18 protein-coding genes are annotated in these 19,814 nt (G+C 70.7%); 10 read left to right on the forward strand and 8 right to left on the reverse strand.

Features of this window, described 5'->3' with window-relative positions; genetic code table 11:
* Positions 1 to 200: 200 nt before the first annotated feature.
* A complete protein-coding gene (locus LCY71_RS07530) occupies positions 201 to 1,031 on the reverse strand; it encodes a molybdopterin synthase (protein WP_225335748.1) in 831 nt (276 codons plus the stop codon).
* Positions 1,032 to 1,127: 96 nt separating this feature from the next.
* On the opposite strand from LCY71_RS07530, the gene moaC reads away from it, so the two are divergent.
* The 3 genes from moaC to LCY71_RS07545 all read left to right on the forward strand — a co-directional run bounded on the left by moaC (position 1,128) and on the right by LCY71_RS07545 (position 4,855).
* Positions 1,128 to 1,598: a cyclic pyranopterin monophosphate synthase MoaC gene (moaC, locus tag LCY71_RS07535; protein WP_225335749.1), complete on the forward strand. Its 471-nt coding sequence runs from the start codon at positions 1,128 to 1,130 to the stop codon at positions 1,596 to 1,598.
* Positions 1,599 to 1,602: 4 nt separating this feature from the next.
* Entirely contained in the window at positions 1,603 to 2,868 is a 1,266-nt protein-coding gene (locus LCY71_RS07540) for a molybdopterin molybdotransferase MoeA (protein ID WP_225335750.1), read from the forward strand.
* A gap of 112 nt (positions 2,869 to 2,980) precedes the next feature.
* Positions 2,981 to 4,855, forward strand: a complete 1,875-nt coding sequence (locus tag LCY71_RS07545) for a molybdopterin biosynthesis protein (protein WP_225335751.1) — start codon at positions 2,981 to 2,983, stop codon at positions 4,853 to 4,855.
* Between the two features lie 21 nt (positions 4,856 to 4,876).
* Here LCY71_RS07545 and moaA read toward each other — a convergent pair whose 3' ends face one another.
* The gene (gene moaA, locus LCY71_RS07550) at positions 4,877 to 5,923 is read right to left on the reverse strand and encodes a GTP 3',8-cyclase MoaA (protein WP_225335752.1); all 1,047 of its coding nucleotides are present in this window, start codon (positions 5,921 to 5,923) and stop codon (positions 4,877 to 4,879) included.
* Positions 5,924 to 6,169: 246 nt separating this feature from the next.
* Here moaA and hemL point away from each other — a divergent pair, with 246 nt between their 5' ends.
* A complete protein-coding gene (gene hemL / locus LCY71_RS07555; RefSeq protein WP_225335753.1) occupies positions 6,170 to 7,516 on the forward strand; it encodes a glutamate-1-semialdehyde 2,1-aminomutase in 1,347 nt (448 codons plus the stop codon).
* 70 nt (positions 7,517 to 7,586) lie between these two features.
* Here the strand turns inward: hemL and LCY71_RS07560 are convergent, their stop codons facing one another.
* The gene (locus LCY71_RS07560; protein ID WP_225335754.1) at positions 7,587 to 8,597 is read right to left on the reverse strand and encodes a DUF4349 domain-containing protein; all 1,011 of its coding nucleotides are present in this window, start codon (positions 8,595 to 8,597) and stop codon (positions 7,587 to 7,589) included.
* Between the two features lie 174 nt (positions 8,598 to 8,771).
* Here LCY71_RS07560 and LCY71_RS07565 point away from each other — a divergent pair, with 174 nt between their 5' ends.
* Together LCY71_RS07565 and prs are read left to right on the forward strand one after the other, a co-directional pair.
* The gene (locus LCY71_RS07565; RefSeq protein ID WP_225335755.1) at positions 8,772 to 9,635 is read left to right on the forward strand and encodes an HVO_0234 family beta-propeller protein; all 864 of its coding nucleotides are present in this window, start codon (positions 8,772 to 8,774) and stop codon (positions 9,633 to 9,635) included.
* A gap of 376 nt (positions 9,636 to 10,011) precedes the next feature.
* Positions 10,012 to 10,860, forward strand: coding sequence for a ribose-phosphate diphosphokinase (gene prs / locus LCY71_RS07570; protein WP_225335756.1), 849 nt, complete (start codon positions 10,012 to 10,014; stop codon positions 10,858 to 10,860).
* Here the strand turns inward: prs and LCY71_RS07575 are convergent.
* The 3 genes from LCY71_RS07575 to LCY71_RS07585 all read right to left on the reverse strand — a co-directional run bounded on the left by LCY71_RS07575 (position 10,826) and on the right by LCY71_RS07585 (position 15,551).
* A complete protein-coding gene (locus LCY71_RS07575; RefSeq protein ID WP_225335757.1) occupies positions 10,826 to 11,656 on the reverse strand; it encodes a DUF7537 family lipoprotein in 831 nt (276 codons plus the stop codon). The two genes, prs and LCY71_RS07575, sit on opposite strands and share 35 nt — an antisense overlap.
* A gap of 340 nt (positions 11,657 to 11,996) precedes the next feature.
* Entirely contained in the window at positions 11,997 to 15,266 is a 3,270-nt protein-coding gene (ileS, locus tag LCY71_RS07580) for an isoleucine--tRNA ligase (protein ID WP_225335758.1), read from the reverse strand.
* A 99-nt stretch (positions 15,267 to 15,365) separates the two neighbouring features.
* Positions 15,366 to 15,551, reverse strand: coding sequence for a DUF4177 domain-containing protein (locus LCY71_RS07585; RefSeq protein ID WP_225335759.1), 186 nt, complete (start codon positions 15,549 to 15,551; stop codon positions 15,366 to 15,368).
* Positions 15,552 to 15,640: 89 nt separating this feature from the next.
* Here LCY71_RS07585 and LCY71_RS07590 point away from each other — a divergent pair, with 89 nt between their 5' ends.
* A complete protein-coding gene (locus LCY71_RS07590) occupies positions 15,641 to 16,255 on the forward strand; it encodes a uracil-DNA glycosylase (protein WP_225335760.1) in 615 nt (204 codons plus the stop codon).
* 3 nt (positions 16,256 to 16,258) lie between these two features.
* Here LCY71_RS07590 and LCY71_RS07595 read toward each other — a convergent pair whose 3' ends face one another.
* Together LCY71_RS07595 and LCY71_RS07600 are read right to left on the reverse strand one after the other, a co-directional pair.
* On the reverse strand, positions 16,259 to 17,047 hold the full coding sequence (locus LCY71_RS07595) for an HpcH/HpaI aldolase family protein (RefSeq protein ID WP_225335761.1): 789 nt from the start codon (positions 17,045 to 17,047) through the stop codon (positions 16,259 to 16,261).
* A gap of 98 nt (positions 17,048 to 17,145) precedes the next feature.
* Positions 17,146 to 18,129 carry a cellulase family glycosylhydrolase gene (locus tag LCY71_RS07600; RefSeq protein ID WP_225335762.1) on the reverse strand — a complete coding sequence of 328 codons (984 nt, stop codon included), beginning with the start codon at positions 18,127 to 18,129 and terminating at the stop codon, positions 17,146 to 17,148.
* 146 nt (positions 18,130 to 18,275) lie between these two features.
* Between LCY71_RS07600 and LCY71_RS07605 the strand changes: the two genes are divergently transcribed.
* Genes LCY71_RS07605 through LCY71_RS07615 form a run of 3 tightly spaced genes read left to right on the forward strand, consistent with a single transcriptional unit; the run spans position 18,276 to position 19,809 of the window.
* Entirely contained in the window at positions 18,276 to 18,701 is a 426-nt protein-coding gene (locus LCY71_RS07605) for an HIT family protein (RefSeq protein WP_225335763.1), read from the forward strand.
* Between the two features lies 1 nt (position 18,702).
* Positions 18,703 to 19,047 (forward strand): hypothetical protein, encoded by a 345-nt coding sequence (locus LCY71_RS07610; protein WP_225335764.1) that lies wholly within the window; start codon positions 18,703 to 18,705, stop codon positions 19,045 to 19,047.
* A 45-nt stretch (positions 19,048 to 19,092) separates the two neighbouring features.
* Positions 19,093 to 19,809, forward strand: a complete 717-nt coding sequence (locus LCY71_RS07615) for a ParA family protein (RefSeq protein ID WP_225335765.1) — start codon at positions 19,093 to 19,095, stop codon at positions 19,807 to 19,809.
* The last annotated feature ends 5 nt before the right edge of the window (positions 19,810 to 19,814 follow it).

Genomic DNA, 19,814 nt, shown 5'->3' on the forward strand with positions numbered 1-19,814 from the left:
ACTAAAACAGTATCCGTTCGTGTTCGTCTACTATATAGTCATGATTTCGTACGAGTGGGCAAAACTAGACGTTCGTGGACCAGCGTGGTGTCGGCCGGCTGGTCAACCGGACCCTGGTGGATAAAAGGGCGATTCGAGGGCTTTCGGGCTGTCAGTAGCAGTTGCTATCGCTGTTCAGGGCGGATCAGAGAATCGCAGTCCTAGGGCCGGTCGTGGGCCCAGAACTCGTCCTCGACGGTGACCTCCTTCTTGAACAGCGGGACCTCCTCCTTCAGGCGGTCGATCCCGTCCTCGACCGCCGCGAAGGCCTCGCCGCGGTGGCCGGCGAGGATCACGACGAAGACGATGTCCTCGCCGGCCTCGACGACGCCGGTGCGGTGGTGGAGCGCGGCCTCGTGGACGCCGTCGCGGTCGAGCAGGTCCGCGCGGATGGCCTCGAGGCGCTGCTCGGCGACGCCGTCGTACTTCTCGAACTCCAGGAACTCGGTGGGGTCGTCGTCGGAACCGTCGCGCTCTCGCACGCGCCCGGTGAAGGTGGCGATGGCGCCCGCCAGGTCAGCGTCGGCCGACTCCTTCACGCGAGCCACGAGCGAGCCGAGCGTCTCGTAGGGCTCGCGGTCGTGGAGGGCACTGACGATCTCGTCGAGGTCCGCGTCCGCGCCGCGTTCGGCCGCTGCGATCCGCTCTCCCTCGTGGTCGGCCCCGGCGAGCGCGACGGTCGGGATGTCCGCGCCGGAATAGCCCTCCACGAGCGCGTAGTCGTAGTCGGGCGCGAGGTCGGCGAGCGTCTCGTCCAGCGTCCGGGACTCGCCCGTCGCGAACCAGCCCGCGTCGTCTGTGATGCCGTAGGTGACCGCTGCTCCGGCGGCGCGGTGGCGCGCGGTGTCCTTGCCCTCCGTGTCGAGGTCGGGTTCGTGGGTGAGGCGCTTGACCGTCGCGACCGCGCCGCGCTCGTCGAGGCGGGCGGCCAGGCGCTCGACCAGCGTGGTCTTGCCGGCGTCGGAGTGGCCGGCGATGCCGAGGACGTACACGTGCGAACCGCGGACCCGGACGTACGTATATTTTCCCTCCCGCACAGACCCGATGTCACGCGCAAGGGGTTAGTGGCTGCCGAGGGACGGTCCAACATGGACGAGTTCAGTCACGTCGACGACGACCGGGTGCAGATGGTCGACGTCGGCGACAAGGCGACCGTGGATCGGCGGGCGGTGGCGACCGGGCGGATGGCCGTCCAGCCGGAGACGGCGGACGCCGTCGAGCGCGAGGACGTGCCGAAGGGCGACGTGCTCGCGACGGCCCGTGTCGCGGCCGTCCAGGCGGTCAAACGGACCTGGGACGACATTCCGATGTGCCACCAGATTCCCGTCGACGGCGTCACCGTCGAGTTCGAGGTGGGCGACGAGTACGTCGAGAGCACCGTCGAGGTGACCTCCACGGGGAAGACCGGCGTCGAGATGGAGGCACTCAACGGGGTCACCCGCGCCCTGCTGACGGTGTGGGACATGGTCAAGTCCGCCGAGAAGGACGGCGATGGCCAGTACCCCGAGGCCGCCATCGAGGACGTCCGCGTCGTTGAGAAGGTCAAGGAGGACGCCTGAGGCGATGAGCGAGTTCACCGACTACGCGCCGGTCGCGGACGCGCAGGCGGCGGTCCGCGACCTCGTCGATCCGGTGACGGAGACCGAGCGACTGCCCCTCGCAGCGGCGGACGGGCGCGTGCTCGCGGAGGAGGTCGCGGCTCCGCGGGCCGTCCCGCACTACGAGCGGGCAGCGATGGACGGCTACGCGGTCCGGGCCGAGGACGTCGTCGACGCGAGCGACCGCTCGCCGGTCCGCCTCTCGGTCGGCGACGAGGTGGGAGCGGGCCGCGCCGTCCGCGTCGACACCGGCGAGCCGGTCCCCGAGGGAGCCGATAGCGTGCTGGTCGTCGAGGCGACCGAGCGCGTCGAGGGCGAACTGACGGCTTTCGAGTCCGTCGCGCCCGGCGAGAACGTCGCGCCCGTCGGCGAGGACGTCGAGGCCGGGACGACGCTGTTCGAGGCCGGCCACCGCCTCCGGCCCGCCGACCTCGGCCTGCTGAAGGCCGTCGGAGCGGCCCATGCGGCCGTCTACCGCCGGCCCGAGGTGGTCCTGATACCGACCGGCGAGGAGATCGTCGAGTCCGATCCCGACCCCGGCCAGGTGATCGCGACGAACGGGCTGACCGTGAGCCGCTACGTCGAGCGCTGGGGCGGGGACGCCGCCGTCGCGGACATCGTGCCCGACGAGGACGACGAGCTCGAAGGAGCCCTCTCGGACGCCGTCGCGGAGGCGGACGTCGTCGCGACGCTCGGCGGCACCGCCGTCGGCGAGCGCGACCGCGTCCCCGGCGTCATCGGGGACCTCGGCGAGGTCAGTTTCCACGGCGTCGGCCTGCGGCCCGGCCACCCCGTCGGCGCCGCCGAGGTCGACGGGACGCCGGTGCTCATGCTCCCGGGCTACCCCGTCGGCTGCCTCGTCGGCGCGATGGCCCTGCTGCGGCCCGCCGTGGCCGCGGCCGGCCGCCTGCCCGAGACGAATCCACCGACCACGGAGGCCGAGCTGACCCGGAAGATCGCCAGCGAGCCCGGGATGCGGACCTACGCTCGCGTCTCCCTCGACGGCGGTGAGGGGAGCGACGCGAGCCGGTCCTCGTCGGAACGCCGTTCCGACGGCGACACTGCGACCCCGACGCGGTCCCGCGGCTCGGGCGTTCTCTCCAGCGTCACCGAGGCCGACGGCTGGGTCGTCGTCCCCGAGTCCGTGGAGGGGGTTCCGGCCGGCGAGACGGTTCCCGTGGAACACTGGGACGGCTGGCCGCAGGCGGAGTACGGAGGTGAGGATCCGTGAGCGACGCGCGGTCCGGAGGACCGCGGAGCGCGCGAACGGTGAGGAGGCGGCGGCGAGCGCCGCGAGTCGTCGCCGGAGATCCGAGCGGCGGGGCCGCGAGGAGGGTCGAGCCGTGAGCGACCGCACCGAGTTCCTCGACCTGACCGACCCCGACGTGGCGAAGGAAGCCATCGCCGACTTCAACCTCGCCGGCGAGCCGGACACGGTCCCGCTATCGGAGGCGGACGGCCGCGTCCTGGCCGAGCGGGTCGACGCGTCGATGGACGTCCCCGGGTTCGACCGGGCGAGCATGGACGGCTACGCCGTCAGGTCCCGGGACACCGTCGGGGCGGGTGAGGCGGACCCGGTGACCCTCGACGTCGTCGGCGCCGTCCACGCCGGCGAGGAACCGGACACCGCGGTCGAGGCGGGAACCGCCGTCGAGGTGTCGACGGGCGCGGTCATGCCGCCCGGCGCGGATGCGGTGGTGAAGGTCGAGCGCACGGAGCGGCGCGGCGACGCGGTCGACGTCCGGACCGCCGCCACGCCGGGCGAGAACGCCATGCCCGCGGGCGACGACGTGGCCGCGGGCGAGCGGGCCTTCGGCCCCGGGACGGTGCTGACCTCCCGGGAGGTCGGCCTGCTGGCGGCGCTCGGTCGGGAGGCAGTGCCAGTCCGCCCGCGGCCGCGCGTGGCGGTCGTCTCCACGGGCGAGGAGCTGGTCGCGCCCGGCGAGGAGCTGAACCCCGATGCCGGCCAGATCTACGACGTCAACGGCCGGGCCATCGCGGCGGCGGTCCGGGACGCGGGCGGCGAGCCCGTCGTCGCGCCGCAGGTCCCCGACGACCGGGACGCACTGGTCGCGGCGCTGGCGGAGTACGCCGAGACGTGCGACCTGGTGCTCACGTCGGGGTCGACCAGCGCCGGCGCGGTGGACGTCCTCGGCGACGTCGTGGCCGACCTGGGCGAGGTCCACCACCACGGCGTCGCGATCAAGCCCGGCAAGCCGACGCTGATCGGGCGCGTCGACGGGACGCCGTACGTCGGCCTCCCGGGCTATCCCGTCTCCGCGCAGTCGGTCTTCCGGGCGTTCGTCGCGCCGGCGATCCGGGACGCGGCGGGCCGCCCGCCGCTGGAGACCCCCGAGCGCGCGGCGACGATGGGCACCCGCCTGCGCTACGACGAGGGCCGGGACCGCCTGCTGCCGGTCGGCCTCGTGACCGACGGCGACGGGAACGCGCTGGCCTACCCCGTCGACAAGGGCAGCGGCGCGACGACGAGCCTCGCCCACGCCGACGGCGTGATCGAGGTGGCCGCTGAGACGGTCCTGCTGGAGGCCGGCGACGCCGTCGACGTCCGGCTGTTCGGGACCGAGGTCCGCCCGCCGCGCCTGCTCGGCGTCGGCGAGGACGACCCGACGCTGTGGCGCCTGCTGGACGCCGTCGACCGGACGCGTTACCTCTCGGTCGGCAGCGCCGAGGGCGCCCGCCGCCTCGACGGGGGCGTCCCCGACGTCGCCGTCGTCACCGGCGACGACCCGCCCGCAGGCGAGCGACTCGGCGGGTGGACCCGCGAGTGGGGGCTCGTCGTGGCTCCGGACGCCGGCGTGGACTCGCTGGTCGACCTCGTGGACGGCGACGCGACGCTCGTCAATCGCTCGGCGTCGGGGCTGCGGGACGCGCTGGACGACGCCGTCGGTGCCCTCGCGGACGAGCGCGGGGAGACTCGGGCGGCCATCACCGACGCCATCGCGGGCTACGACCGCGTCACGCGCGGCCACGAGGGGCCGGCCAGGCGCGTGGCCGGCGGCGACGCGGACGCGGGGCTCGGCCTGCGCTCGACGGCCGAGCGGCTGGACCTTGCGTTCGTCTCCCTCGGCGACCAGCCGGTCCACGTCGTCGCGAGCGCGGACCGAGTCGAGAAGCGGGGCGTCCGCGACCTGGCGGGCGCGCTGGAGCGAGCGCCCGAGACGGTGGCGACGCTGCCGGGCGTCTCGTGGAACGAATAGGTCGAACCGCGAGCGAGCGCCTCAGTCCGCGACGCCGGGCTGGTCGGCCTCGCCGGCGTCGTCGGGCGCGTCGCCCGGCGCGTCCTCGCCGTCCACGTCGTCGAGGTACTCCTCGTTGACCACCCACTCGCCGTCCTCCTCGACCATGTACTCGCCGTAGTAGGGGACGCGGTTTGCGACGGTCTCGCGGTACGTCTCCCGGATCTCCGCCGTCGTCATCTCGCCCATCGATCGGAGGTCGTCCGTGCGGTTGAGACAGCCCTTGAGCTTCCCGTCGTGGGTGACCCGCACGCGGTGGCAGTTGGCGCAGAAGGACTCGTTCTCGACGGGGTCGACGACTTCGACCATCCCCCCTGTCTCGTCGTCGGGGCCGCCGATCCAGTAGCGCCGGCGGCCGTGCATCTCTCGCCGCTCGACGCGGTCGGCGCGCTCCTCGAGCCAGTTGTGGACGTCCTCGATATCGACCGCCCGCTCGGGGTTGCCGGCGAGTTCGGGCATGTACTGGAGCAACTGGAGGCGCAGGCCCGGGCGCTCGGCGACGAAGTCGACCATGTCCGGGACCTGGTTGGCCGTCGCGCGCATGAGCACCATGTTGAGTTTCACGGGGTCGAGCCCCGCGTCGAGGGCGGCCTCAACGCCGTCCAGCACCGCGTCGAACGCACCGCTCTGGGTCACCTCGGTGAACTGCTCGGGGTCGAGCGCGTCCAGCGAGACGTTGACTCGCTCCAGCCCGGCGTCGACGAGGTCGGGGGCGCGACCCGGCAGGAAGGTCCCGTTGGTCGTCATCGAGACCTCTATCCCCTCCGGCGTCCGGCGGACGATCTCGGCGAGGTCCTCGCGGAGCATCGGCTCGCCCCCGGTGAACTTCACCGCGTCGACGTCGAACTCGCGGGCGACCTCGAGAAAGCGGACCACGTCGTCGGCGCTCATCTCGTGGTCTCGCGGCTCCATGGGACCGCGGGTGTCGCCCAGGCCCTCGTTGTGGCAGTAGACGCAGTCGAAGTTACACCGGTCGGTCAACGAGACGCGGACGCCGGTGACCTCGCGGCCGAAGTCGTCGACGAGCATCTCACCTGGCGAGCGCGGCGACGCCGGACGCTTCGTGGGGTGACGGTCGGTGCATTGCGATCAGTACCCGTTCACGTAGAACCAGTCTCGCCCGACCGAAAAGGGTTCCGTCGGGTGCGGACATCCGGGAGTCGGCGCCGGGTTTTTTGGTCGATCGGCGATCTCGCCCGAACGTATTCGGCGTGGAGAGAGCGCCGCGTCGCCGGGTCCGATAGGCTCTTTCCGCGCCGCCCGGAACCGGGACACATGAACCACGAGCAGTCGCGGTCGCTGTACGATCGGGCGCTGTCGGTGCTCGCGGGCGGCGTCAACTCGTCGGTGCGGGCCACGCAGCCGTACCCAGTCTTCGTCGAGCGCGGGGACGGCGGGCACGTCATCGACGCCGACGGCAATCGCTACGTCGACTACGTGATGGGCTACGGACCGCTCCTGCTGGGCCACGACGTGCCCGAGCGGGTCCAGGCGGCCGTCCAGCAGCGGACCGCCGAGGGGCCGATGTACGGCGCGCCCACCGAGGTCGAGGTCGAGCTGGCGGAGTTCGTCACGCGGCACGTCCCCAGCGTGGAGATGCTCCGGTTCGTCAACAGCGGCACCGAAGCGACCGTCTCGGCGGTCCGCCTGGCGCGGGCGACCACTGGCCGCGACAAGATCGTGGTCATGCAGGGCGGCTACCACGGCGCTCAGGAGTCGACGCTGGTCGAGGGCGAGGGCGACCACACCGCCCCCTCCAGCCCCGGCATCCCCGACTCCTTCGCCGAGCACACGCTGACGCTGCCGTTCAACGACGAGCAAGCGGCGCGGGAGCTGTTCGAGGAGCACGGCGACGAGATCGCCGCCGTCCTCACCGAGCCGATTCTGGGCAACTACGGCATCGTCCACCCCGTCGAGGGGTACCACGAGACGCTGCGGGAACTGTGCGACGACTACGGCTCGCTGCTGATCTTCGACGAGGTGATCACCGGCTTCCGCGTCGGCGGCCTCCAGTGCGCCCAGGGTAAGTTCGGCGTCGAACCGGACCTGACGACGTTCGCCAAGATCGTCGGCGGCGGCTTCCCCGTCGGCGCCGTCGGCGGCCGCTCGGAGCTGATCGAGCAGTTCACGCCCGCCGGCGACGTCTTCCAGTCGGGCACCTTCTCCGGCCACCCCGTGTCGATGGCCGCCGGCCTGGAGACGCTGCGCTTCGCCGCCGAGAACGACGTCTACGACCACGTCAACGAGCTGGGCGACGAGCTCCGCTCGGGCCTGAGCGACATCGTCGCCGACCAGGCCCCCGAGTACACCGTCGTCGGGACGGACTCGATGTTCAAGGTGATCTTCACCCGCGACTCCGGCGGCGCCCGCGGCGACGAGGACGACCACTGCGAGGCCGGCTGTCGCCAGCGCCCCGAGTGCCCGCGCTACGACGCTTGCCCGAAGAACGCGGCGGACGTCAAAAACGCCGAGACCCAGCGCTGGGTCCGGCTGTTCCGCCAGCAGATGAAAGACCAGGGCGTCCTCCTGCCGGCCAACCAGTTCGAGTCGCAGTTCGTCTCCTACGCCCACACCGAGGAGGACATCGAGGAGACGCTGGAGGCGTACAAGGAGGCGCTGTAGGCTATAGTGGAAATTGAACGCAATGACACACTCGAGGGGCACCCGGGTGCCACTCGATGTGTGAACAGTTTCAATTTCCACTACAGTCCTCCCCGTCCGGGTCGTCGGCCCCCGTCGGTCCGGCGGCCTCCCGGTCGGCGTCCGTCACGGGCGCGTCCCTGACCTGCGGGTTGCCGATGCTCGCGCCCGCTCCGTCGCGCGCCAGGAGTCGTTCCACGACCGCCCTGATCCGCCGCCAGCCCAGCACGAGGCCGATCCCGAACGCACCCAGCGGCAGCAGGGCCAGCCCGATGGGGATGGCGTAGCCGAAGAAGACGATGACGTACTTGGCCGCCGTCAGGCCGCCGTAGAACGCCTTCAGGAAGGCGTCCTCGAAGCCGAAGGCCGACCGGTAGTTCTCGGGCGGCCGCTCGCTCACCGGCTCGCGCATGTCGAGACTGATCGTCGACAGCGCCTCCCGGCGCTCCAGCGACTGCTGGTCGCTCCGGAGGCTTCGGATCTGCTCGCGGATCTCGGCCAGATCCCCACGGATCTGCCGGGCCTCGCTGACGTTGCTCGTCTCGTTCAGGAGGCGCTGGAGCTCTCGCTCCTCCCGTTCGAGCTGTTCGATGCGGGACTCGCGGTCCCGGTGCTGCTGCGTGAAGTCCCGGACGCTGACGTCTTCGTTCTCGACGTGGCCCAGCGCGGTCAGGTCGTCCCGCGCGGCCGAGAAGTTCTCCGCGGGCACCCGGACCGTCAGTGACCCCGCCTGCCAGTCGCCGCGAGCGTTCATCGATCGCTCGCCGACGTAGCCGCCGTGGCTGAGGGCGACGGCGCGGGCCCGCCGGAACGTGCGGGTGAAGTTGTCCACGCGCAGTCGCAGGTCCGCCTCGCGGATCAGCACGCGCTGGCCGTCCTCGGCGTAGAAGCTTCCGAGGGCGGCCCCGCCGCCGCTGCCGCCGCCGGGCCGAGCGCCGTCCGCACCGCCGGCGTCGCCTCCGGGCGGCGCCCCGACGTCGTTCGACGCGCCCGAACACCCGGCCAGCGCCACGAGTGCGATCAGTGCCACGGTCCCGAGCAACCGGATTCGTCGCCCGTCCATGCCACTACCACCCACGATATAGACTATCAAGACTGCGAACAGTCAAATCGGCGTTTGACCGACGAAGCGAACGCGTACGCCGCCAGACTCCCGACGGTCGACTCCCGAGCCCGGCCTGGGTCGGCTCGGCCGGATGGCGGTAGCCTTTCGAGGCGGCCCGCCGAAGGCCCGCGCATGCCGAGCGACGAGGACATCGCGCTGTCGGAGAAGCGGATGTACGGTGACCGCCGCGAAGAGACCCGCGCCTACGTCGCCGGGCGGATGGGCGTGACCTACGTCGCCGTCTCGGACGACCAGATCGGCCGCTTCGGCCTGGAGGAGCAGTGCACGGCCCGCGACGTAGCGGGCGCGGACGGCCGCCTCGTCGTCGCGACCGACGAGGACATCCTAGTCGGCGGCGAGGAGGGCCTCGAACCCACGGGCTTCGGCCCCGCCGTCGCCGTCGGCGCCGACCCGCTACTGGCCGCCGACGAGGACGGTCGCGTCGCCCGCTCGACCGACGGCGAGTGGGAGACCGCGGGGACCGTCGACGAGGTACGCTCGATCGACGGCGGTCTCGTGGCCGCGGCCGACGGCGTCTACCGCGTCGATCCGGACGGCCTGACTCCGCTCGGACGGCGGGACGCCCGTGACGTCGCGGCCGAAGGCCCCTTCGCCGCGACCGGTGCGGGCCTGTTCCGGGGGACAGAAGACGGCTGGGACCTGGAAGAGGGCGGCGACGCGACGGTCGTCGCCGCGGAGACCGGTGGGGGACGCGCCCACGCCGTCGTCGGCGGCGACCTGCTGGAACGGCCCGACGGCGGTGAGCGATCCGACGGATCGCGGTCCTCGTCAGAGCAGCGCTCGGACGGCGGTGAGTGGTGGCTCGCCGACGCGCCTCGCGAGGGCGTCGTCGACGTCGCCTACGACGAGGCCACGTTCGCAGTCACGGGCGACGGAGCGGTCCTCGTCGACCCCGTCACTGCCAAGGACGGCGAGCCCGAGTGGCGGACCCGCTCGCTCGGCCTGACCGACGTGGTCGGAATCGCCGTTCCCTGAAGCGCTGCTCAGACTGCAAAGGCAACCACTGGGTTTCTGCCGGTGTGTCAGCCGAAATCCTGGCGGACTGAAAGGGCGAGTCCGCGTGGCGGCGAAGCCGCCACGGCATGCGGAGGTCGGCTACGCCGACCTCCCGTTCCGGGGACCCGGACGAAGTAAGCGCCGCAGCGAAGCGAGGAGCACAGCGAGTGTCACGCGAGCGGAGCGAGCGTGACCTCGGAAGACGAGCGAAGCGAGTCTTCCGGTGCCCGGGACCGGAACTGACCGAGGGCTTTCGAGGTGCTGTCGGTTCCAGAGCAGCGAGTTCGTGTGATTACGATGGTCCCTAGCCCCGCGAATCGAAAAGCCCGTAACCACAGACGGCGAGCGGGCGAACATGATCCTCCCGGGCTCGGCATCGCAGTCGTTCGCGGCGGCGCTGGCGGCGGCGACCGGCCACGAACTCGGACGCGTCGAGTACGAGCGGTTCCCCGACGGCGAGCAGATGGCGCGCGTGCCCGCCGACCTCGACCGGGCCGTCGTCGTCGCGTCGACCGTCTCCGACGCGGCCCACGTCGAACTGCTCCAGCTACAGGACGCGGCCCGGGAGGCCGGGGCCGACGAGGTCGTCACCGTGATTCCCTACATGGGCTACGCCCGCCAGGACCGGGCCTTCAAGGATGGACAGCCGGTCTCCTCCCGGGCGGTGGCCCGGGCGATCTCGACGGGCACCGACCGCGTGCTGACGGTCACGCCCCACGAGGAGGCCGTCTGCGACTTCTTCGACGTGCCCGCGGAGCCCGTCGAGGCCGCCGCGCGCCTGGCCGAGCCTCTGCCCGCCGACCTCGCGGACCCCCTGTTCCTCTCGCCCGACGACGGGGCCATCGACATCGCCGAGTCGGTCCGGGACGCCTACGGCGACGGCGAGACCGACTACTTCGAGAAGGACCGGGACTACGACACGGGCGAGGTGTCCGTCACGCCCAGCGACGCCGCGGTCGATGGCCGGGACGTGGTCGTCACCGACGACATCATCGCCACGGGCTCGACCATGAGCGAGGCCGTCGGCGTGCTGAACGACCGCGACGCCGCGCGCGTGTACGTCTCCTGCGTCCACCCGATGCTGGCCGAGAACGCGCTGACGAAGCTCAACGCCGCCGGCGTCGAGCGGGTCTACGGCACCGACACCATCGAGCGGGCCGTCAGCGACGTCAGCGCCGCGCCCGCGGTGGCCGAACGGCTCTGACCTGATTGTCGGCCGGCGTGACCCCCGCCCACTCGCGGTCGACCCACGCCGGCGGCGAGACGGTCGTGGTCCCCACGTTCGTGTAGCGAAAGCGGTAGCTGACGCGCTGGCGGTCGTCGCCGTCGGCGGTGGTGTACGCAGCGTGCAGCGTCTGGACGAACCCGTCGGACGAGACGACCGCGCGGACGGTGTAGTTCTCGACCGTTCCGAGCGTCGGGATCGAATCCGCGCGTCCGACCACCCGATAGCGTCTCTCGCCGCCGGCGCGCACGGCCGTCACGGTCGCGTTCTCGACCGCGAGGTATCGCCGGATCGACGCCGCGGCACCCCCGCCGAACCGGTCAGTCGCGTTCGTGACTGACCCCCGCTGGTACCGGACGCCGCCGGCCCCTCTCGCGCGACTGTACCGGTATCGCCCGTCGGCGTACTCGGCGGCGTCGACCCGCGACCACTGCGAACGCGTCTCGTATCGATAGCGCCGTTCACTCTCGACCAGCAGGTGGCTCAGATCGACGAGTGAGCGGTTCTGTGCGGGCCAGGCGACGATCCGCCGCTGGGTCCACGTGTACGACCGGTTCTCGACGGCGTCGAGGTGCGTCTGCGCCAGCCGATCGGCGTCGGCGACCGACTGACCGGACAGTCCGGGCGCGACGGCGCTCTCCGGGTGGCGAGCCTCCGGTTCGGGCACGGGCGCCGGCGTCACCGTCTCGGTGGTCCGGGATTCGGCCGGCCCGAAGACCGCGCCACAGCCGGCCAGGAGCACGGCCAGCGCGACGAGTGTGGCACGCCATCTCATACCAGTGGTTCGGGGTGGACGGGGAAAAGGAAGCGCCCGTCCGACTCGACAGCGGGGAGATAGTCCGCGGCCGGACTCTCCCTCAGTCGCTCGCTTCGGCGGCCGCGACGGGAGCGATCGCGATCTCCACCTCCCGCCCTCGACGTCCCGACACCACCTTTTTCGCGCCGGGGTTTCCTCGCGCACTCCGTGCGCTGCGGGAACCGCGACGCCAAAAACGTGGGCGAAAAAGCGGGCCCGAGCGAAGCGAGGGCCCGTGATCGTCGTGAGCGTCAGCGAACGACTGCTCGTCAGAGCGAAGTTCTGACGGCGACCTGCGGCTTCGCCGCCGGATGCCAATTCAGTCCGACGCTTCCGCTGCCGCCATGGGTTCGATCGCGATGGTCATCTCGACGCCCTCGACATCCCACGTCTTCTCGTGGCCGTCAGAGACATCTGCAAGTTCGCTCGCCCTCACCTCTTCGCTGATCAATTCTTCATGCTCCCTGACGAGACCAGCGACTCGATCGTCATTGACCTCTAGATCCAGCCGGATCCGCTCCTCGATGTCCAGTTCGAGGTCCTTCCGCATCTCCTGGACGCGGCGGATCACCTCGCGGGCGTAGCCCTCGGCCTCGATGGCCTCGGTGAGGTCGGTATCGACGTAGACGACGCCGCCGCCGTCGAGCGCCTCGAACTCGGTGCTGGCGACGCCCTCGGGCGTCTCGCGGCGGAAGGTGACCATCTCGTCGGTCAGGTCGACTGCTCGCGGGCTCTGCCCGCTCGCTTCGTCCGCGGAGCGTTGCTCCGCGCTGTCCTCGCCGAGGTCGTCCGCGACGGCGTCGGCCAGCGCGTCGAGCGACGGCTCGTCGACGCGGGCGTCGTTGAGCGCCTGCATGACGCGGCCGGCGTCGTCGCCGAACTCGGGGCCGAGGACGGACATGTCGGCCTCGGCGGAGTAGGCGAGTTCGCCCCAGGCCTCGTCGGGGCCGACGACCTCGACCGTCCGGGAGTTGAGTCGGTCGGCGACGAGGTCCTCGTAGGCCTCGACGGCCTCGGCGACGTCGGCGCTGTCCGCGTCGACGACGACCCGCTGGACGGGCCAGCGGAGCTTGCGCTCGGCCTGCTGGCGGGCGTTGGAGCCGGCCTCCTCGACGGCGCGGACGACGCCGATGCCGTCCTCCAGTTCCGGGACCCGGAGGTCCTCGTCGGCGGTCGGCCAGTCGCACATGTGGACGGTGTCGTGCTCGGCGTCGCCGGTGAGGTGCTGGTAGATCTGCTCGGTGACGAAGGGGGTAAAGGGCGCCAGCAGCGCGACGACCTCCCGCAGCACGCGGTAGAGCGTGGCGTAGGCGGCCCGCTTGGACTCGCTGTCCTCCTCCTCCCACATGCGCTCGCGGACGAGCTGGACGTAGTAGCGGGAGACGTCCTCGACGACGAACTCCAGGACCGCGTCGACGGCGCGGTCCTGGCGGAACTCCTCCATGGCCTCGGTGGCCGCGGCCTCCACCGTTTGCAGCCGCGAGAGGACCCAGCGGTCCTCCAGTTCGAGGTCGACGTCGCCGACCGTCGTCGCCCCGGGATCGAAGCCGTCCATCCGCATGTACGGCAGCGGGAAGCGGAAGACGTTCCAGAGGATGTTGAGGCGGCGCTGCATCTCCTCGGTCTCGTCGTAGGAGAACTGCATGTCCTCGCCGCGCGCCGTCAGGGAGAGCAGGAACGCGCGCATCGGGTCGGCGCCGTAGTCGTCGATGACCTCGCCGGGGTCGACGCGGATGTCCTTCGACTTGGACATGGCGCGGCCGTCGGGCATCAGCGCGTGGCCGTGCATGAGGACGCGCTTGTATGGCGACTCGCCGACGGCGGCGGTGCCCATGCCCAGCTGCGACCAGAACCACCCGCGGGTCTGGTCGTGGGCCTCCATGATGAGGTCGGCGGGCCACAGCTCCTCGAAGTCCGCCTCGTTCTCGGGGTAGTCGAGGGTGCCCCACGTCGCCACCGAGGAGTCCAGCCAGACGTCGAAGACGTCCGGGACGCGCTCGTAGGTGATCCCGTCCTCGGTGATGGTGACGTCGTCGACGGTGTCCTTGTGGAGGTCCACAGTACTGGAGTCGAGGTCCTGATCGGCCCGCTCGGCGAGCTCCTCTCGGTCGCCGATCACGACGGCGTCGTCCATGTCGCCGGACCACTCGACCGGGTTCCCGTCCGCGTCCTCGCTGGGGAGCCAGATGGGGACGGGCGTCCCCCAGTATCGCTGGCGGGAGACGTTCCAGTCGGGGGCGTCCTCGACGAAGTTCCGGAAGCGGTTCTCCCGGGCGTCGTGGGGGTACCACTCCGCGTCGTCGATGTTGTCGAGCAGGTCCTCTTTGACGTCGGTGATCGTGATGAACCACTGGTCGGTGACGATCTGGACGATGCCGGTGTCACAGCGCCAGCAGTGGCCGTAGCTGTGGGTAGTCGTTCCCGCGGAGAGCATCAGGCCCTTCTCCTCCAGGTCGGCGACGACCTGGTCGTCGGCGTCCTTGACGTACTGGCCCGCGTACTCCCCGGCGCGCTCGTCGTAGACGCCGTCGCCCCCGACGGGACAGAAGATGTCCAGCCCGAGTTCGCGGCCGCGCTCGAAGTCCTCTTCACCGTGGCCCGGCGCGGAGTGGACCAGGCCCGTGCGGTCCGCCTCGACGTAGTCGGCGGTGTAGACCTGCAGCGCGCCCTCGAAATCCGGCGCGTCGGGCACCTCCTCGCGGAGCGGGTGCTCGTACTCCCAGCCGACCAGGTCCTCGCCGGAGAACTCCTCGACGACCTCGTAGTCGTCGTAGCGGCCCTTCTTGAGGACGTCCTCGACGACCGCTTCGGCGACGTAGAGGCGCTCGGTCTCGCCGTCTTTCTCCGCGTCCACCCCGACGTAGTCGAGGTCTTCGTCGACGGCGACGAAGGTGTTGGCGGGGATGGTCCAGGGCGTCGTGGTCCAGATGACGAGGTTGCCCTCGCGGCCCTCCAGGGGGAACTTGACGTAGATAGAGGGGTCCTCGACGTCCTCGTACTCGACCTCGTTGTTGGCGATGGCGGTCTCGCAGCGGGGACACTGAGTGATCGAGCGCATGCCCTGCTCGACGAGGTCGCGCTCGTGGGCCTGCGCGAACCCCCACCAGGCCGCCTCCATGTACTCGGGAGTGACCGTCTTGTAGGGGTCGTCCCAGTCCATCCAGACGCCGAAGTCGATGAAGTCGTTCTGGAGGCTCTGGAGGCTGTCCTCCGCGAACTCGCGGCAGGCGTCGATGAAGTTCTCGACGCCGAACTCCTCGATGTCCTTCTTGTTCCGGAAGTCCTTCTCCTCCTCGACCTTCGTCTCGATCGGCAGGCCGTGCATGTCGTAGCCCGGCCGGTCGGTGACGTCGTACCCCTGCATCCGCTTGTAACGGATGTAGACGTCCTTCAGGCTCTTGTTCCAGGCGTGGCCCATGTGGGCCGATCCGGACGTGTACGGCGGCCCGTCGACGAAGAAGTAGGGCTCCGCGTCGGCCCGGTGCTCCTTGGCCTTCTCGTAGGCGTCGACCTCGTCCCAGTACTCGAAGACCCGCTCCTCGACGGCCTCCGGGTCGTACTGGTCGTCGACCTCGGCGAATCGATCCATATGAGTTCGAATCCGCGCGGGGCCTAAAGGAGAATCGATTGTGTGCGTATCAGCACCGGTGTGGACGACGAGCGCGACCGCACCTGACGGCGGCGGCCGCTACACCTCGCGCTGCAACAGGAGACTGGCCGTTTCCCCGGTCTTGTCGGTGATGGGGGCCGCGACGTTCCAGCCCTCTGCACCCAGTTCGTTTAACTGTTCGATCGGTGGACTGACGTCGCCGCCGAGTCCGGCCACCATGACCTGACTGTCGACCTCGACCGTCCGATATTCGTAGGAGGGCATACGCGCTGAACGGCGGCGACCAGCGGCAAACGTCTTATGGTGACGCCGCCACCGCTACCGATTTGGCGCTCACGACCCTTCGCCGCGGTGTGCCCGAGTTCCCGAACGCCGACGACCGAAATGCCCTCGCCGCGGACTGCCGGCGCTGCCCGGAACTCTGTGACGCCCGCGAGGCGATCTCGTGGGGCAACGGTCCCCTCGACGCCGACCTCGTCGTGGTCGGCGAGGCCCCGGCGGCGGGCGACCCCGGCGCCGATCAGTGGCAGGGCGGGAACCTGACCGGCATGGCCTACACCTCGCGCCGCTCCGGCCGGAAGATCCGCGACCTGCTGGCCGACGCCGGGTTCGGCCGCGACGACTGCTACTTCACCAACGCCGTCAAGTGCCACCCGCCGGAGAACCGCGACCCCACCGCGGCGGAACTGGACAGCTGCCGGGCGTACCTGCTGGCGGAGATCGAGACCGTCGATCCCCTGGCCGTCGTCACGACGGGGAAGCACGCTACGAGGAGCGTTCTCTCACACGAGGGCATCGAACTGGACGGCTTTCTCGACGGCGTTCTCGACCCGAAACGATGCCCTTCCCTGGGGACGACGGTCGTGCCGCTGTTGCACCCCTCCTATCAGGAGGTGTGGATCTCGCGGCTGGGCTACGACCGCGACGAGTACGTCGCGGAGATCGAAGCGACCGTGACGGGCCTCTGAGAGCTACGTCTCGATTTCGTCGAGCCACTCCTCGACTGCCCCCTGGAGCGCTCCCGTCGTGCTGCCCATGTTGATCATCTGGTAGCCCGCGTCGGCCTTCGCGCTGACGTCGTCGGGTCCGAAGCCCAGGCCCCCGACGGGGACGCCGGCGTCCAGCGCCTGCTCCCTGATCTTCTCGATCGCCTCCTGCACTTCAGGGTGGTCCACCTCGCCGGGGTGGCCCAGCGACACCGACAGGTCGAGCGGCCCGAGGAAGACGAATCCCAGTTCCGGCACCGCCAAGATCTCGTCGATCGAGTCCAGCGCCGACTCGTTCTCGATGGTGACGCCGATCATGACCTCCTCGTCCTCGGTCTCGGGGTAGTCCTCGGCCATGCCCCAACGACGGGCGCGCGGGGCCGCCATGCCGCGCCGCCCCGGCTCGTCCTCAGCGTAGGTGAACTGGCTGGCCTCGATCGCCTCCCGGACGTCCTCCGGACCCTGGACCTGCGAGATGAACGCCGTCCGCACGCCCGCGTCCAGCGCCTTCCGGACGAGGCCCTGATCCGGCTCGGGCAGGCGGACGAGCAGTTCGGTCCCGGTCACCTCCGCCGCCCGCAGGAGGTTCTCCATCGCCGGCGCGTCCCAGGGGCTCGGCCCGCCGTGTTCCAGATCGATCCACACGAAGTCCGCCCCGAGGTCGCCGTACATCTCGACCAGGGACGGGCTGTAGGTGTTGTCCAGTACGCCCAGCGCCACGTCGCCGGCTTCGAGCGTCTCGCGGAGGTCGTTGGTTCGCTGGCTGTCTGCCATACCCGACGGTTGGGGCGACCGACGCAAAAGGATGTTCCAGTGACACGACGTGGACGGCCCCGGAGGCCGAGGCGACCGGCGGTCAGTCTGCCTCCCGCTCAGAACTCGTTGAAGACACCGTGATGGGCCCGCAGCGATCCGTCCGGCTCGACGAAGGCCATGTACCCGGCGTCGAACATCGGGCCGCACTCGGCGCGGTGGCCGTCCGCCACGGGCGTGTGATGCAGGAGGTGGGCGGTGAACCCCACGTCGCGCTCGGCCAGCGCCTCGAGTTCGACACGGAGGGTCTCGGCGCGCTTCTCGTCGTCCTGCGCGCCCCATCCGGTCTCGGTCCCCAGGAGGGGCTTGCCGACGTTGTTCGCGTACGCGACGGCGTCGTCGAGGAACGCCCGGACCTCGTCGGGCGTCCTGCCGCGAGTCCAGGTGTAGTAGGGGTGGGTCGACAGCACGTCGGCGACGGGTTCGAACAGTTCCAGCGCGGCCAGACTGTGGATCGTTCCGACGGTCGTGGGCGCCACCGGATCGTAGCCCTGGATCTGGTCGTAGACCCGCTCCAGGAACTCGTAGATCACCAGCGATCGGTCGGCCTCGAGGTCGGAGACAGCCGCCTGGGCCTGGAGGCTCAGCGTCGGCTCGTTGCAGAGGTCCCACAGCAGGACGCTGTCGTGGTCCGCGAACTCGCCGACGACGTCCTCGAGGTAGGGCTCGAACGCCTCCTCGTAGAGCTCCCCGTCGCGCCACTCCCGGAGCGACTGGGGGTGGAGGCCGCCGAGGTCGGGATAGCTGTGCCAGCCGTTGAACAGCGTGACGACGAAGTCCACGTCGTAGACGTCGCCCAGGTCGAGGACCTGCTCCAGTCGCTCCGGGACCCGGTCCGGATATCGGAGGTAGGCGTCGTGGGACAGCCAGAGCCGGATCGTGTTCATCCCCGGGAAGTGTTGCTTCCCGATCCACAGCTCCTTGCGCATCAGGTTCAGGTTGAAGTCGGTCCCCCAGATCTCGACCCCGTGACCCGCGTGACCGGGCTGGTAGTTGAAGCCGCGGACGTCGGCGTAGCGCGTGTCGTCGAGCGTGGTAACCATACGCAACCATCGATTCCAGGAAGGGTGATAAGCGCTGAACATCCGGCAATCGCGGGTGCCGTGGCGGGGCGCGGCACGGGCCCGAGACGCGGGCCGCCTGCCGGGTGACAGGAACTTTCATAGCGTCGCCGGACGCACCGCCGGGCATGAGCGAGGACTGCATCTTCTGTCAGATCGTCGCGGGAGAGATCCCCGGTCGCACCGTCTACGAAGACGACGACGTGCTGGCGTTCCTGGACGCGAACCCGCTCGCGGAGGGGCACACGCTGGTCGTCCCCAAGGAGCACCACGAGCGGCTCAACGACGTGCCCGCCGACGAGGCCGAGTCGCTGTATTCGACGCTGCACGAAATCGTCCCCGCCGTCGAGGCGGCCGTCGACGCGCCGGCGACGACGGTCGCGTTCAACAACGGCGAGGAGGCCGGCCAGGAGGTCCCGCACGTCCACGGCCACGTCGTCCCGCGGTTCGAGGGCGACGGTGGCGGCCCGATCCACGGCATCTTCGGCTCGCGGCCCGAGCTCTCCGACGACGAACTGGACGAGATCGAGGCGGCCATCGACGAGCGGGTCTGACATGGCGTCGGAAACGTGTGCGGTCTGCGGCGACAGCGTGCCCTTCGCCGCGGCCGCGCACGTCCTGCTGAACCCGCCCGACGACCCCGTCGTCGACGGCTACCTCTGTCCCTCGTGCTACGAGTCCCACTTCGAGGGCGTCCTCCAGCACGTCGCAGCGCCGGAGACGGGCGATGCCGACGGCGAGGCCGATTCCGACGGTGAGGGCGAGGCCGACGAGGAGACAGTCGAAGCTGGCGACGAGGCCGTTTCCGACGGGGAACCCGAAGCGGACGCCGGCGAAGGCGGAGACGACAGCGGCGACGGCAGCGACGAACCGGCGGACCCGGTCGACGCGGACCGCTAACGGACGACGAAGCTTTTTATCCGGTCGCGCAACAGTCGAACCAATATGACGGAGACGCTCGCGTTCGTCGGCGTCGCGGGTGGCGCGGGGACGACGAGGACGGCAGTCGAGGTGGCGGCGACGCTGGCCCGGGACGGCCGGTCGGTCGCCGTGGTCGACGGGGCACCAGAAACGCAGGGCCTGGCGCGATACGTCGACGGCCGGATCGACCCGGACGCGACGGCCGCCCTCGTGGACGAGGCGGGCTTCGAGGACGCTCTCGTCGAGGCGTGGGCTGATCTCGACGGCCGCGCGGCGCTGTGGCCGACCCACGCTCCCTTCGAACGGCTGGCCCGCGCCCAGACGCCCGACGCCGCCAGGTGCCTCGATCGGTGCGTCCGCCGGGCCGAGGAACAGTTCGACCACGTGCTGCTTGATGTGCCGCCGCTGGCGTCGAACGTGGCCGTCGCCGCGGCGACGACCGCCGATCGCCGGGCGCTCGTGGCGCCGGCGGCCCGCCGCGGGAACGACCACCTCCCGCGGATGCGCGGCCGCCTGGTCGACGTCGGCGCCGGCGCCGACGACGTGGTGGCCACTCGCGTCGACGGCTCCCACCCGCTGAGCGAGGCCGACCACGAGATTCCCGCGGGCGACCCCGACGCGGTCGTCCCGACCTGCGTCGAACCCGACACCGATCTGGCGCCGGCCGTGGCGGACGCGACGGAGGCGCTGCTGGAGACGTCGCTGGACCTGGAGTTCCCGTCGGAAGGGCTACTGGGATAGCGGCG

This window comes from Halomicrobium urmianum (assembly GCF_020217425.1).
Lineage (GTDB): Archaea > Halobacteriota > Halobacteria > Halobacteriales > Haloarculaceae > Halomicrobium > Halomicrobium urmianum.

Bases quoted from the DNA above. Each gene is read 5' to 3' on its own strand.
- ileS (WP_225335758.1), bottom strand. From the start codon at position 15,266: ATGGATCGATTCGCCGAGGTCGACGACCAGTACGACCCGGAGGCCGTC.
- moaC (WP_225335749.1), top strand. From the start codon at position 1,128: ATGGACGAGTTCAGTCACGTCGACGACGACCGGGTGCAGATGGTCGAC.
- prs (WP_225335756.1), top strand. From the start codon at position 10,012: ATGATCCTCCCGGGCTCGGCATCGCAGTCGTTCGCGGCGGCGCTGGCG.
- LCY71_RS07585 (WP_225335759.1), bottom strand. From the start codon at position 15,551: ATGCCCTCCTACGAATATCGGACGGTCGAGGTCGACAGTCAGGTCATG.
- LCY71_RS07560 (WP_225335754.1), bottom strand. From the start codon at position 8,597: ATGGACGGGCGACGAATCCGGTTGCTCGGGACCGTGGCACTGATCGCA.
- LCY71_RS07540 (WP_225335750.1), top strand. From the start codon at position 1,603: ATGAGCGAGTTCACCGACTACGCGCCGGTCGCGGACGCGCAGGCGGCG.
- LCY71_RS07595 (WP_225335761.1), bottom strand. From the start codon at position 17,047: ATGGCAGACAGCCAGCGAACCAACGACCTCCGCGAGACGCTCGAAGCC.
- LCY71_RS07600 (WP_225335762.1), bottom strand. From the start codon at position 18,129: ATGGTTACCACGCTCGACGACACGCGCTACGCCGACGTCCGCGGCTTC.
- hemL (WP_225335753.1), top strand. From the start codon at position 6,170: ATGAACCACGAGCAGTCGCGGTCGCTGTACGATCGGGCGCTGTCGGTG.
- moaA (WP_225335752.1), bottom strand. From the start codon at position 5,923: ATGCTCGTCGACGACTTCGGCCGCGAGGTCACCGGCGTCCGCGTCTCG.
- LCY71_RS07565 (WP_225335755.1), top strand. From the start codon at position 8,772: ATGCCGAGCGACGAGGACATCGCGCTGTCGGAGAAGCGGATGTACGGT.
- LCY71_RS07575 (WP_225335757.1), bottom strand. From the start codon at position 11,656: ATGAGATGGCGTGCCACACTCGTCGCGCTGGCCGTGCTCCTGGCCGGC.
- LCY71_RS07605 (WP_225335763.1), top strand. From the start codon at position 18,276: ATGAGCGAGGACTGCATCTTCTGTCAGATCGTCGCGGGAGAGATCCCC.
- LCY71_RS07615 (WP_225335765.1), top strand. From the start codon at position 19,093: ATGACGGAGACGCTCGCGTTCGTCGGCGTCGCGGGTGGCGCGGGGACG.
- LCY71_RS07610 (WP_225335764.1), top strand. From the start codon at position 18,703: ATGGCGTCGGAAACGTGTGCGGTCTGCGGCGACAGCGTGCCCTTCGCC.